We start from the raw sequence: 13,643 nt of genomic DNA on the forward strand, positions 1-13,643 counted from the left end.
TGCTCCCGGCATCGCGTCAGAGGGCCTCCGCACCGATCTCGCCGGTGCGGATGCGGATGACCTGTTCGACCGGCGACACGAAGATCTTGCCGTCGCCGGTCTTGCCGGTGGCGGCGACAGCGAGGATCGCCTCGATCACGGCTTCGACACGCTCGTCGGTGACGACGGTTTCGATCCGCACCTTGGGCAGGAAATCGACGACGTACTCGGCGCCACGGTAGAGCTCGGTATGCCCCTTCTGGCGACCGAAGCCCTTGACCTCGGTAACGGTGATGCCGGACACGCCAACCTGCGACAGCGCTTCGCGGACTTCGTCGAGCTTGAACGGCCGGATGATGGCGGTGACCAGTTTCATGACGCGACCTCGATCGGGGGAGACGGAACACGGCGAACCTGTCGCCGGTGGGACGCGGGGCCATGCCGCCCCGCATGCCTCAGACGGAGTAGTACATCTGGTATTCGATCGGATGCGTCGCCGCGCGGAAGCGCGTGACTTCGCTCATCTTCAGTTCGATGTAACCGTCGATGAAGTCGTCGGAGAACACGCCGCCGGCCTTGAGGAAATCGCGGTCGCGGTCGAGCGCATCGAGGGCCTGATCGAGGCTCGAACACACCTGCGGAATGTTCTTCTCCTCCTCGGGCGGCAGGTCGTAAAGGTCCTTGTCCGACGGCGCGCCTGGATCGATCTTGTTGAGGATGCCGTCGAGGCCGGCCATCAGCAGCGCGGCGAAACCCAGGTACCCCGAGTTCATCGGATCGGGAAAGCGCACCTCGATGCGGCGCGCCTTCGGACTCGACACGAACGGAATGCGGCAGCTCGCCGAACGGTTGCGCGCCGAATAAGCCAGCATGACCGGCGCCTCGAAGCCCGGCACGAGGCGCTTGTAGCTGTTGGTCGTCGAGTTGGTGAAGGCGTTGATCGCGCGGGCATGCTTGAAGATGCCGCCGATATACCAGAGCGCGGTCTGCGAGAGGCCACCGTAGAGATCGCCGGCGAACAGGTTGACCCCGCCCTTGGCCAGCGACTGGTGCACGTGCATGCCAGAGCCGTTGTCGCCGACCAGCGGCTTGGCCATGAAGGTCGCCGTCTTGCCATTGCGGTGGGCGACGTTCTTGACCACGTACTTGAGCATGGCCAGCTCATCGGCCTTCTTCACCAGCGTGTTGAACTGCGTGCCGATCTCGCACTGGCCAGCAGTGGCGACCTCGTGGTGGTGCACTTCGACGACCTGGCCGAGCTCGGTGAGCACATTGCACATCTCGGCGCGCAGGTCCTGCAGCGAGTCCACCGGCGGCACCGGGAAGTAACCGCCCTTGATGCCCGGCCGGTGGCCACTGTTGCCTTCGGCGTAGCGATTCCTCGACGACCATGCGGCTTCCTCGGACTCGACCTCGAAGAACACGCGGCCCATGTCGTTCTGCCAGCGCACCGAATCGAAGATGAAGAACTCGGGCTCCGGGCCGAAAAACGCCGTGTCGGCGATGCCGGTGGACTTGAGATACGCCTCGGCGCGCTTGGCCAACGAGCGCGGATCACGCGAGTAGGCCTGCATCGTGTGCGGTTCGAGCACGTCGCAGTTGAGGATCAGGGTCGCATCGGCAAGAAACGGATCGACCACGGCAGTGCCCGGATCCGGCAACAGGACCATGTCGGACTCGTTGATGCCCTTCCAGCCGGCGATCGACGAACCGTCGAACATCTTGCCGTCCTCGAAAGTCGACTCGCTGATCGTCGACGCCGGAAAGGTCACGTGCTGGTGCGCACCGCGCAGGTCGGCGAAGCGCAGGTCGACGTACTTGATGTTCTGGTCCTTGATCAGCTTCAGGACGTTTTCGGCGGACATGGAAACCTCGGCAGATGGATGTGCCGAGGAATCAGCAACAGCCGTGCCAGATTTGCTGCTGCGCGGAAACTCTTTTGATTCAGATGGTTATGTTTGATTCTTGCGCGCGAAGGCGGCGCAGTCGCACCATATTGGTGCATTTGCGTGCGGCATTGCACAAGAATGCATCAGAGAATGCGGCGCAATGGGAGCGGGACGCCATGCGCGATTCCTCCCGACACGATTCCTTTCCGCATCGCCGGGACCAAAAAAAAAGCCGCCCGGTGGGCGGCGTTCTCATATGCGATGTGGGCGAGAACTACTTCACCTGGGCGATCATCCACTCGACCGTGGCCTTGACCTGCTCATCGTTGAGCGAGGCGTTGCCGCCGCGCGCCGGCATCATGCCGAGGCTGCCGGTGAAGCCTTCGCTTGCGTGCTGGACGAGGGTGTCGAGGCCGAGCGCGATGCGCTGGTTCCAGTGAGCCGTATCGGTCAGCTTGGGTGCACCACCGGCGCCACTGCCGTGGCAGGCGCTGCACAGGTTGGTGTAGATCACCGAACCATCGGTCGTGCCCCCGTAGGCGACCTGCGAAGCCGCGGCCTTGCGCGCGGCTTCCTCGGCCGCAGCAATCGCCGCGCGACCGGTTTCACCGGCATGCACGCCACCGACCGGGGCGAGACGGCGCTCGACCACGCTCGCCTGGCTCGTCGCAACCGGCTTCTTCGTACCGTTGTAGACACAAGTCGACAGTGCGATCAGGCCCAGCGCGACGAGCACCAGCCCGGTGATGACCTGGGCGAAATGCTTGAGGAAGACCGCATCGGTCTGCGGAACGGGATTGCTCACGGAGGGCCACCTCTTGATACGTCCGCCCCTGTTGGCGGGCACGGATTGACGCGCAAGTATAGCCAGCGCCCCACGGACGCGGAAGGGCGCGGCGTTGGTCGTGGTCGGGCCGGCGCGCTATGATCCGCGCCGCGTCGCGGCCGGGCTTCGCCCCGTCCCGCCCGCATCATGCAGCGGCATCTCATGCGCCCGTAGCTCAGCTGGATAGAGTACCGCCCTCCGAAGGCGGGGGTCACAGGTTCGAATCCTGTCGGGCGCGCCATTTCAGTACAGAACTCTGAACACCGATTGTCGCCGATTTCCCGCCTGAGGCGGCGACGAGGGTGCGCAGCAGTTCAGACTTCGATCCCATGATGCGGACTTCGTTGTCGGCCACCTCGATGCGCTGGGCCAGCGCGCGCAAGTGGTCGCGGCGGTAGCCGCCGCCTGCGAGCCGGATTCGCCTGCGCGCCACGCGGGCGAAGGCTTTCACACGGTCGGGGCTGACGGCCTGGTTTCCAGCATTGCCGAGCGCGGCTTCGGTGCGGGCGGCATCGCTGGCCGCCTGCTCCCGGATGGCTTTGAGACCAGCGATCCGCTCTTTCAGGCTCTCGTCCAGATCGGCCACGCCGGTCTCGATGGCGTCATAGAGCCGGTTGAGGCGCTGATCGGTTTCGGCGATTCGCTGGTGAAGCTCGGCCAGATGCTCACGGCGGCGCTCGGTGCGCTCCTGACGACGATCCAGAACGCTGGCGAGGATGGTTTCCAGCCGCTCGGGCTGTAGCAGGCGGTCTTCCAGATGGTGGGCGACCAGATCGTCCAGCTTGTCCATCGGGATTGAACGCCCTTCACAGCCGGTCTGGCCCTGCCGGGCCTTGGTCGAGCAGGTGTAGTAGCGATAGGTTCCGCCCGCGCTGCCCCGTCCGGTGCGCAGCGTCATCGCGCCACCGCACTTTGCGCAAAAGCAGATGCCGGTAAGAAGGGTGGGACCGCTGGTGACGCGCGCAGGCGTCATCCTGGGATCGCGGGATTTGAGGCGGGCCTGCACCGCCTCGAAGGTGTCGCGGTCGATCAGCGGCGGGCAGGCCATAATCGCCACCTCGCTCTCCGGCTTCTTCTCCCGATCCTTGTGCGAGCGCGTGTTGAACCTGTGCTCGCCGATATAAGTCGTGCGGGTCAGGATGGCGTGGATTTGGGCGAGACCCCAGCGCCCACCGTCACGGGTGAACAGGCGGCGTTCGTTGAGATAGCAGGTGATGGCCTTGACGCCCATCGGCCCCTTCACGCCATCGCCTTCGAGGAACAGCCGGAAGATCAGCCGGACCGTGTCGGCGTGGAGCGGATCGATCTCCAGCTTCTTCTTGATCTTCGCGCCGCGTTGCTCGGCGGCGACGATGCGGTAGCCGATAGGAGGAAGCGCACCGTTCCAAAAGCCTTGCCGGGCGTTCTCGTTCATGGCGCGCAGGACGTGCTTGGCGTTCTCCTTGGACTGGTATTCGTCGAACAGGGCCATGATCTGCCGCATCATGACGTGCATGGGGTCGTCGCCCATCTCCTGCGTGATCGAGACCAGTTTGACGCCGTTCTTCGCCAGCTTCCTGACGTTGAACTCAAGCTCGAAATGGTCACGGAAAAAGCGCGAGAAGCTGTGCACCACCACAACGTCGAACGGCGCGGGCTTCGATATGCCAGCTTCGATCATGCGCTGGAACTCGGGGCGGCGGTCGTTGGTGGCCGACGCGCCAGCCTCAATGAAGGTTTCAACCAACTCATACCCCCGCGCGGCACACCAGGCTTCGCCTTGGCGTTTCTGGTCGGGAATGGAGATGTCATGCTCGGCCTGCCGCGCAGTCGAAACGCGCAGATAGAGAGCGGCGCGTAGTGGCGCGGTCATGGGGCATGGCTCCTTCTCATCTCATGGGGCCGGTCCGAACAGGTCGTCGAAGAGATCGCCGAACCACGCCTCGAACACATCCACCTCGGCGTCGGTGACGGGCACACGCCCGGGCCAGTCATCGGTGACGGCCCAAGCTGACGGATCGTGTTTCGACGGACGCCCGATGCGGGGCAGCGGCTTGGCCTCGGCATAGGCGTAAAGATCGCTCGGGAGCGCGCCGGCTCGGGGGCGCCGATGACGTTTGGGGCTGTGAAGGGCGCGCATCCTGGACATGCACCAAGGATCGCCCAAGCCCGGCCAATCCTGAACAGCCCATGTGCCGTCGATAGCCGTCCTTTGCCGCTCGGTCGGGGCACAGCCTCGACCGTCATGGCTGCTTCCCCCTTCCGGCCCTCGGCGTCACCGCCAAGCCGAGGAACACGATCATCGCCTGGTTGAGCCGCACCATGTCCTCGTCGTCGAGCCGCCCGACCTGCGCGCCTAGCTTGGTCTTGGGAACGGTGGTGATCTTGTCCACCATCAGGCGGCAGGCAGAGCGCAGGCCATTGCGCTCATTCGACTCCACCACGAGACGGAACAACGGCGCGTCGGTCGGATCGGTGGTGAAGGCGCAAATCGTGATCGAGTCGGTGGCGTCGAAACTGTCATCCTGCACGATCACGGCTGGGCGCGGCTTGCTCGCATAGTCGTTGCCGCCGGAGACGGTCCACACCTCGCCGCGCCTCACGCGTCGCCCCAATCAGATACGGCGTCGATGAAAGCCTGATCCGCACGCGCATGGGCGCTGGCGGCGACCGCCTGTGACTGGCGATGGGCCTGTTCCTGGAACGACGGTGCGCGCACGTCCGGCACCCAAATCTGGATCGGACGCAGCCCCTGCGCGCGCAGCCGGTCGCGATGCTCGCGCACCTTTTCCCGGACGGGCTTGGCCTTCGATGTCGCCGCCATATCGGCCTCCATGCAATCAGTTACATGTAACCTATCATGAAGCGATCCCGACCGCCAGACCTTTCGGTCGGGAGGCTCAAGAATGGCTTCGGATTCGGACAGGTGCAGTTCAGCGCGCAAGAGCGCGCCGTGGCGGGAAACTGGCGGATTGCACCGTGCATCAAGCCATTGAATGAGCATGGAAATCGGGAATGTCGCACTGTGCGCCAATTCCTCGCACGGTGCGAAATCGGCTCATAACCCCTTGAAAAACAACCGCCCCACCGCCGCGCACTGTGCGGCCTTTTATCCTGCCATCATTGGTCGCCTTCTGTGCCGCGCCCTTTCCGGGTTGCTCAAAAGAGCCATTTCGCCTTAATTGGCGCAATGGGGGCGGTGCAGGAATCAGTCATGAAAATCATGTCGGCGCGCGAAGCGAAAAACGGCTTCGGGCTGATGATCGACATGGCGCGTGCAGCGCCGGTGCTGATCGAAAAGCACGGGCGCGGCGTCGTGGTGGTCATGTCGGTGGAGGAATTTGAACGACTGACCGGCAAATCCGCTGCAGATCGACGGTTGGCTAAGGATGAGAAGAGGAACTGAATGCCGATCCTGCACTGGCTGACACGCGATGAGGATGTCCGGGCGACGGCACGCGTGCCGTATCGCCTGCTAGAGGAAGCGTCCGTGCTGTCTGCCGGAGATCCGGCGGCGGCGAATATACTCATCCAAGGCGACAATCTCGATGCGCTGAAGGCGCTTCTGCCGTTCTATGCCGGGCAGGCGGCCAAAGCCGCTCGTGACGTACGGGCCGCCTTCGGCGGTCAGGCGCAAGGCCAGTTGGGAGCGACAAAGGAGCCTGGCATCTCTATTGGTGAGAACATCAAGGCTAACGGGGGATTTGAACGGATGAGCGACAAATGAGCGAGATTGTTGAAGGGCTGCAAATTCTGGCTCCTGACGCCCTTCCTATCCTCGCGGAACTTGATTCTCGCGATGCCTGCCTCTGGCTAATGCCGTCCTTTGCTGAGGCGGCAGGGCCAGAAGCGACCGCAGGGGTGTTGAGTCTGCCCTGGGAATTTGTCTTGAGTGAGACCGCATCGGAGGGCCTACTCAAGGCTGTTGATGCTTTGGACAGTGCAATCGAGTCTCCGCTCGTTCGCCGGAGGGGGCTGGTGCACGTCATCGATGTCCCGCCCTCAAACACCGTGCTGCCGCCCCGGGGCCTTCCGATCTTTCTGCTCAACGGCCGCACCGGGGCCGACAAGGCAGGGTTCGTCGCTCGGGCGCGCCGGATAGAAATGATCATGGAGTTGCAGCAGCGCGGGGTCCGGAACCTCGTGGTGCTCGGCGGGCCCGATCTGACGCTGCCCGTTGAACTGGGACAACTCTGGCAAGACGGATTCCAGTGCGGCTTGACGGTCGTTAGCGATGATCCCGAGGCTCGGCAGAAGATCACCAAATGGCGGGCCGACGCGGGGGCGCGGCGTGTAACACTGCTGCCGGCCCCTTCGACTCTGCTGTCGGAAGCCCTGCATAGGCGCTATACGGAGCGCGCCGACGACCGGCTCATCATCCGCGTCCGGGATGCACAAGGAAGCAGGCACCGGGTCGACCTGTCGGGACGCGATGATCCCGAGCATCCACTTCTGGGCAATTTCGAACTGCTCTCTGAGGTTCATCTGGAATATGTGACGCCGGAGGGGCTGAGTTCGGAGGAAATCAACGGGTTCTTCCGGGATCCGTCTGCCTCGTGGCGACCCTATGCCGCGCAAATGCCGTGGTCTCGGGACGATCGCGCCCGGAACACCTTGATAAAGGCGCTGCGGGACCTCGACCGTAGCGGGCCGGAGGCGAGCCGGATCTTCTACATCCGGGCGGAGTCCGGAGCAGGGGCGACCACGTTCATTCGCGACCTCGCCTTCGGGGCGGCCATGGACGGGTATCCGACGCTGATAGCCACCCAAGCTCCCTTTACCCCCAGCGGGCGTAGCGTAGTGAATTTCATTAACTCCTGCTTGAACGGTATCGCTTCAGCCGACATCGGGAAGGGTTTGCGCCAGTACGAGGCGCCTTGGCTGATCGTGTTCGATCGGTCGCAGTGGGAGGGACGCGAAGGGGATATCGCCGCTTTTTCTAGGCAGATCACGGAGGCTGGGCGCCGAATCTGCATCGTCTTCGTAACTGATGCGCTGCTACCAGTCGCCATCTACGCGGAGAAGCGTCTGGAACATCTGTGCGATCTGTCCCACGAGATCTCGCAGGAAGCGGCGATGGATTTGGGCCGGCACCTGAACCGGTTTCTTCGACCGCTGGGTACGGCGCGCGATGCCTACGAATGGCAGGCATTCGTCAACCACTCACTCCTCGGACCCGCGGCGGGCCGCTCGGTATTCTGGATCGCGCTGGCATTCTGGCTGCAACGGCAAATCGACCTTACCGAAACGGTACAGGGCTGGCTTTACGAACAGTTCCGGCAGAAGGTTGCTGATACGGTCGTGCGGCGCGCGATAGTAGACATCGCCGCCATGAGCACGGTGCGCCAGCTTCTGCCCGAGACACTGCTGCCACGGTCCGGAGATTTTCCGACCCGTGACAAACTCTCTGATCTGCAATCGACCGTCGGGGCCTTGGGCGTGGTGCGCCAGCGCTTTGACACGGTAAGCCACTGGGCGATGATCCACGATCAACTGGGACGGTTCCTTCTGACCGGGCTGTTTCACGACGCCCCCGCCCGCGCTTCGGCCGGGCTGGCGGAGGCGCAGAATCCCGATCACCTGCGGTTGATGGTTCTCGCGCGGATCGCCTCCAACCCGATGATTGCGCACCCGGACTTGGTGGAACTGGCCGAAACCTTCGCCACCAGCATCTTCAAGATCGACCCCGGACAGGGCCGCAGCGAGTTCGCCCTCTACTGGCGTGAAGCGCTGGAGGCTCTGGACGCGATGCCGAAAGCATTTCGGATAACCAGCCGGACGTTTCTTCACCATTGCTCGATATCGCGGCGGCGCATCGCGAAGGACGACGTCATGTTCCCGATCACCGATGACGAGCGCGCCGATTTGCTACGGCGCGCTGCCGGGGATATCGAAGACGCGCTGGCACTCGAGCACGATCCCGGGGGCGAGCCCGACCTGAACCTCTATAATTCGCTCGCTCATGCCTATCACGACCTCGCCGAGGTGGAGGCGCGTCGCGGAATGCCAGCCGAACAGGTGGCAGCCCTGCGCGCCAAGGCAAACAAATCGACCTATAGCGCCTACAGGCTGAACCCTGACAATTCTTACGTTCTGGAAGTCTATGCGCGCGACCGGCTCGTAGGGGCTAACGAGGATCCCGACGGCGCAGCGAGCGTCGCGCTAGAGGTTCTAGGAATCGTCTACGGGGCCATGCAGCGAGAGACCGCAGAGTTGCGACGAAGCGCGCTGTCGCGTCTCGCCGACAAGGCGTTCGACCTGCTGCTTCGGTCAGCCGGGGCGTTGCATGACACCGAGCCATCATCCGAAGGCGAGGCGATCCAGCAGGCACTGTCGGCCTTGGGCGAAGGGATGACCCGGCGTGAGGGCATGCTGCTGGAAGACTTCCCGCGTGCGAACCGGATCGACGCGGCCGTCCGGCTGGGGCATCCGTTGCTGCGGACCAACGCACAGGCGGTCCGGCTGCGCTACATCTTGGTCTGTATGGATCATCCGAAGGACTTCGCCCTTCAGCTGGAGCTGCTCGAAACCCTCGATGGCAACCCGGCGATCCTATCTCCGCAGCTGGATTTGGAATTGGCGATTCTCATGCATCAGAGAAACCGCCATCACGAGGCATCGCGGCGGTTCCAAAGACTCCGCCAGCTCTGGGCACGAGGGGAGCACTACGTAGAGGTTCCGGACCGTCTCCGCTGGTTGCTTGACGAGAGCACGGGGAATAGGCGGCAGGTCCGCGCCCGTATCGCGTCGGGCGGAGAGGGAGCACGGCTTCATGCCAGAGTCCAAGAACTCCAGAACGACCGGGTCCCGTTTCGTATAGCCGAATTTGATGGCACCCAACTGCGGCCTGGCACGAATATTAGCGGCCTCATCTCCTTCGGGCACAACGGTCCGTTGCTGCGGCCGCTAACGGCAGGTTGAGCATTGATCGGACTTGTCGAGAGATACGCCAATGGAAAGGGCTGGAATGTCGGCACGGCCAACGTCGTTGTCGAAGGGACGAGCGATGTCTGCTACCTGCGCCTCGCTCGGGACCTTTGGCAACGCGAGAGCAATCATGATCTTTTCGACTCTGGATTTGCCGTTTTCGAGGCGGGGCTGAAGGATGATGGCGGCGTTCAAGGGGTAGTGCGAGAGTTGCAGACGCTGCGGCAGATGGCTTCCCAGGACACAGCAAGCCTGATGATGGAACGAAAGTTCGTGGGGCTGTTTGACAACGACCACGCGGGCCGTAAGCACGCCCGAATGCTTTGCGAGATGGATTTCCGGGTGAAATACTATCGAGATGTGTTCCTCCTGCATCCGATCATGCCGGCTTCGAACGGCGTCCTAGGTCCTGAGCTACAGCGCCGGGCTGAAGCACAGAACTGCAGTTGCGCAGGGCTGGATTGGGAGATCGAGGATTTCCTGCCCGAGGACCTAATCCGGAGATTCTGCAAAGCAAATCCCGGCTTGCTCATCCGCGAGCAGAAAATGGCGGGCCGCGTGCATCGTGAGTTCACTAGGGTAGGTAAGGGACGGTTGCAGAGGTATGTCGCTGAGGAGGCACTCGTTGAGGACATGATCGAGGTCATACGTTTGATTTGCGCACTACGCGACTACTTGGGGCTTGAGCACCAATCCGTGCGTCCTTGACCGATCGTGTTGAGTCGGAGGCCCTGAGGGTGAGGGGCGTGCATACTCTCCCACCTCCCCGATCCACAAGATCGCCAGAAACGATAACCTTGGCCACTTTGAGATTGGCCTCGACAAACTGCTCGAACAGCCATGATCCAGTCAGCCTCCTCTTGTCTGATTGATCTGGCGACCAGATTCCGAACGTAGCATGCAGCCAGCAAGCCGCCATGCATCCAATAAGGAGGCCTCAGTTAGAGGGCGATGGCGTAAACGTAGTTCTCATCATCGCCCGTTGCTGCGCGCCAATCCCCTCTGTGCCCTATCTGTGCGCTGGCTGTGCCAAGGATTTCCAGGCGCTTTGGGCGGTTCCGTCGGATCGGTTGGTTGCAACGATCTCGGCTGATGGCCTTTCCTGTAGTCGACTGTGTGACACCGATGAACTGCGCGAGGCGATCCGGTTCGTCTGACGACAGAGGATGGAAATCCCCGTCTCACTCTGTTGCCAACTTCGCGATGGTCGACCGTGATACCGAAAGCTTCCACGCCTTCCGCACTTGTCCGTGATTCAGGGGAAACCGACCCCTCGCTGGCGCGAGGTCGACACTGGATCCTTACCTGCTCATGACGTGATGTCCGTCCGCCGCAGGGGCCTCGCGACGCGGTCTGTCGTCGAGGGCCGACAGGGCTGTTGACAGTCGGTTTATTATTAGACAGTATATGCGCCACTTATGGTGGCTATATGAAGCTGACACTAGAGCAACTGAGTGAGCAGGCCGGAGTTCCCGGTCGAACCATTCGCTACTACATCCAGAAAGGGCTGATCGCCGGCCCCGAAGGTGAAAGGCGCGGCGCCTGGTACACGGCCAATCACCTGTCGGACCTGCTGCGGATACGCCAGTGGCAGGAATCGGGCCTTTCCCTGGACGCCATTGCGGGTTTGCTTCAAGCCAAGCGCGAGCCACCCCTGGCCCCGCGTCGTCCGGGCGCAGTCGAGGTGCGTTCGCACCTTGTCCTGACCGACGGCATTGAACTGGTGGTGGCGCCGGAGCGTGCGGGCCTGACGCAGGAACAAGTGCGTCGATTGTTCCAGTCGGTGATGGCGGCCTTGGACACGATCAGGGATTCATCACAGGACTGAAGATCTGCCTCGGCAGACCACGGCAAGACATACGAGAGGACACCATGAACCGCATTCGTCGTCGAAATCACGCCACATCACCGCTGGCGCACTCCGTGCTCAAGGTCGAGATCGTGGACCTCTTGGCCGAGTACGAGTTGCGTCACAGCTTTCGCAATGAAGGTGACTCCGCCATCGAAGCGGTTTACTCGTTCCCCGTGCCGCTGGACGCCGCGTTCTGTGGCATGCAGGCGACTCTGGGCGATGAATCACTGGTGGCGCAGGTGCTTCCGGCCGAGCAGGCGAATCGGCGCTATGACGATGCCATCAGCGACGGCCATGCGGCGATCCTGCTTGAGCAGGTCGAACGAGGGATGCTGTGCGTCAACCTGGGCAATCTGAAGCCGGGCGAACAGGGCGAGATCGTCTTGCGCTTCAGCGCGATGCTCAATGTGGCTGATGGTGTTGCGCGGTTCAGTCTGCCCCTGGTGCATCGACCACGCTATGGCCGAATGCGGCTGGATGAAGTTGTCGAGCCGCAGCATGATTTCATGGCGGAACACCCGCTGGATGCCGAAATCCGTGTACGCGGACTGCTGGCTGGCCGGCCGGTGCGGTGCGCAATGGAAGGTGCACGCTTCGAGCAGCAACAGGACGAAACTGTGCTGCGCATTGGCAAGGCCATGCTGGACCGCGATCTGGTGCTGAACTTCGAACTCGGCAATGCGCCGTTGGCGCAGGCGCGATTGGTGGACGATGACGATGGCAGCATCGCCATGATGACCTTCACCATCCCGCAAGTGGCCATCGCGGCGGAAGGTGCCCGCGAGATCTGCCTGCTGCTTGACGGCTCCGGCTCGATGTCAGGCGACGCCATCGTTCAATCACGCCAGGCATTGGCTGCTGTGGTGGATGCCTTGGAGGACACCGACCGCATCCAGGTGATTCGCTTCGGCAGTCGGGCCATTCCCATGTTCAGGCGTCCGCTGCGGGCCTTGCCCCGCGTGAAGAGTGCCTTGCATGAGCTGATCGCCACCATCGATGCGGACCTGGGTGGCACGGAAATGGACGAGGCCCTCATGTTGGCGCTGGATTCGCTGGCCAGTACGGATGGGGAGCCTGGCGGCAAGGCTGTCATCCTGGTGACCGATGGTGCTGTCAGTGCGCAGGAGCTTGCGCACGCCAGTCGTCGCGCTGCCGAAATGGGTATTCGGGTTTTCGTTGTGGCGGTGGGCAGCAGCGCCGGTGTGGACGTGTTGGCACCCTTGGCCGAGGAAACCCATGCGACGCTGGAACGCGCCGTACCTGCCGAGCCGATCGATGCCGGCGTGATGCGGCAGTTCCGCCGCGTGCGCGCGGCGCCGGTAAAGGTTGAAGTGAATTGGGAAGGGGCGGATGTACAGGCCCTTCCGTTGGGCGCTACCTATCCGGGGGACGCCGTTACGGCCATTGCCTTCGCGAAGGATAAGAAACCGCGAAAAGCCACGGTACGCACAGCGGGCGAAGTCGCCTTTGAACTGGAATTTGGCCAAGTCCAAAGCATGCCCAGCATGCGCGTCTGGGCCGGGCAGCAGGCCTACAGTCATGCAGCAAAGGCAGACCGGGAAACCTTGGCGCTTCGTTATGGTCTGGTGAGCCCGGAAACCAAAGCCGTGCTGGTGAAGTTGCGAGGCGACCATGAACTGGCGGAGGGATTGCCACGCGTCACACCCGTGCGCCACATGCTGCCCCAAGGGATGTTGGTCGCAGGAATGTCGCTCCGCGCCTTGCCGGGTTTGAGCTACGGACTCGACAAATTCGAGGCATACGATATGGCGCCAGGCGATTCCACGATCGACCGCATGGATCTACCGAGTTTCCTGCGACGCAGCGTGCAGGATGATCCTGTCGTCATGGAGGTTGCGGAACATCCGGAAGCGGAATCGGCAACGAGGGATTCCCTGAGCATCCACCAGGCGGACAAGCAATCCGTACTGCAGGCCCTGCTGGCATTGCTCCTGACCGAGGGGCGCATACCCTCAATCGATGCCGTGGTTGCACAACTGGAGCCTCGCCTGCGGCCGCTTGCACGGGCCTGGCTTGAGTTCCATCACTTTGACGACATGGCGGAAGGCGCATTGCTGACCTTGCTGCACGATGCCCGGCTCGACTTGAGTGATGAGCAGGAAGCCGAACTGGCGATGGTGCTCGGGGGCAGAAGCCTGTCGAACCCCTGATCGTCTGTGAAGCGGGACTG

At 62.7% G+C, this 13,643-nt stretch carries 13 protein-coding genes and 1 tRNA gene; 7 read left to right on the plus strand and 7 right to left on the minus strand.

The window, feature by feature from the left end:
• Window positions 1-16: 16 nt before the first annotated feature.
• From KF907_RS02455 to KF907_RS02465, 3 genes are all read right to left on the minus strand, one after another.
• Window positions 17-355: a P-II family nitrogen regulator gene (locus KF907_RS02455; protein WP_291217816.1), complete on the minus strand. Its 339-nt coding sequence runs from the start codon at window positions 353-355 to the stop codon at window positions 17-19.
• A gap of 79 nt (window positions 356-434) precedes the next feature.
• Entirely contained in the window at window positions 435-1,844 is a 1,410-nt protein-coding gene (glnA, locus tag KF907_RS02460) for a type I glutamate--ammonia ligase (RefSeq protein ID WP_291217818.1), read from the minus strand.
• Window positions 1,845-2,142: 298 nt separating this feature from the next.
• Window positions 2,143-2,673, minus strand: coding sequence for a c-type cytochrome (locus tag KF907_RS02465; RefSeq protein ID WP_291217820.1), 531 nt, complete (start codon window positions 2,671-2,673; stop codon window positions 2,143-2,145).
• 185 nt (window positions 2,674-2,858) lie between these two features.
• On the opposite strand from KF907_RS02465, the gene KF907_RS02470 reads away from it, so the two are divergent.
• Window positions 2,859-2,935 (plus strand) — tRNA-Arg (locus KF907_RS02470).
• On the opposite strand, the gene KF907_RS02475 is transcribed toward KF907_RS02470, so the two are convergent.
• From KF907_RS02475 to KF907_RS02490, 4 genes are all read right to left on the minus strand, one after another.
• Window positions 2,906-4,546: a recombinase family protein gene (locus tag KF907_RS02475; protein WP_291217822.1), complete on the minus strand. Its 1,641-nt coding sequence runs from the start codon at window positions 4,544-4,546 to the stop codon at window positions 2,906-2,908. The two genes, KF907_RS02470 and KF907_RS02475, sit on opposite strands and share 30 nt — an antisense overlap.
• A 21-nt stretch (window positions 4,547-4,567) precedes the next feature.
• Complete coding sequence (locus tag KF907_RS02480; protein ID WP_291217825.1) at window positions 4,568-4,822, minus strand: hypothetical protein; 255 nt, start codon at window positions 4,820-4,822, stop codon at window positions 4,568-4,570.
• A gap of 94 nt (window positions 4,823-4,916) precedes the next feature.
• Window positions 4,917-5,276, minus strand: a complete 360-nt coding sequence (locus tag KF907_RS02485; protein WP_291217827.1) for a type II toxin-antitoxin system PemK/MazF family toxin — start codon at window positions 5,274-5,276, stop codon at window positions 4,917-4,919.
• Window positions 5,273-5,677: an antitoxin MazE family protein gene (locus tag KF907_RS02490; protein WP_291217829.1), complete on the minus strand. Its 405-nt coding sequence runs from the start codon at window positions 5,675-5,677 to the stop codon at window positions 5,273-5,275. Before KF907_RS02490 ends, KF907_RS02485 begins: the two co-directional genes overlap by 4 nt.
• Before the next feature lie 210 nt (window positions 5,678-5,887).
• Between KF907_RS02490 and KF907_RS02495 the strand changes: the two genes are divergently transcribed.
• The 6 genes from KF907_RS02495 to KF907_RS02520 all read left to right on the plus strand — a co-directional run bounded on the left by KF907_RS02495 (window position 5,888) and on the right by KF907_RS02520 (window position 13,623).
• A complete protein-coding gene (locus tag KF907_RS02495) occupies window positions 5,888-6,079 on the plus strand; it encodes a type II toxin-antitoxin system Phd/YefM family antitoxin (protein ID WP_291217831.1) in 192 nt (63 codons plus the stop codon).
• A complete protein-coding gene (locus tag KF907_RS02500; protein ID WP_291217834.1) occupies window positions 6,080-6,400 on the plus strand; it encodes a hypothetical protein in 321 nt (106 codons plus the stop codon). It begins immediately after the preceding gene.
• Window positions 6,397-9,594: a hypothetical protein gene (locus tag KF907_RS02505; protein ID WP_291217836.1), complete on the plus strand. Its 3,198-nt coding sequence runs from the start codon at window positions 6,397-6,399 to the stop codon at window positions 9,592-9,594. The genes KF907_RS02500 and KF907_RS02505 overlap by 4 nt, the downstream gene beginning before the upstream one ends.
• A 3-nt stretch (window positions 9,595-9,597) precedes the next feature.
• A complete protein-coding gene (locus KF907_RS02510; RefSeq protein WP_291217838.1) occupies window positions 9,598-10,308 on the plus strand; it encodes a hypothetical protein in 711 nt (236 codons plus the stop codon).
• Between the two features lie 721 nt (window positions 10,309-11,029).
• The gene (locus tag KF907_RS02515) at window positions 11,030-11,428 is read left to right on the plus strand and encodes a MerR family transcriptional regulator (protein ID WP_291217840.1); all 399 of its coding nucleotides are present in this window, start codon (window positions 11,030-11,032) and stop codon (window positions 11,426-11,428) included.
• Window positions 11,429-11,472: 44 nt separating this feature from the next.
• Window positions 11,473-13,623, plus strand: a complete 2,151-nt coding sequence (locus KF907_RS02520) for a VIT and vWA domain-containing protein (protein ID WP_291217842.1) — start codon at window positions 11,473-11,475, stop codon at window positions 13,621-13,623.
• Window positions 13,624-13,643: the final 20 nt, after the last annotated feature.

The organism is Dokdonella sp. (assembly GCF_019634775.1).
GTDB lineage: Bacteria > Pseudomonadota > Gammaproteobacteria > Xanthomonadales > Rhodanobacteraceae > Dokdonella.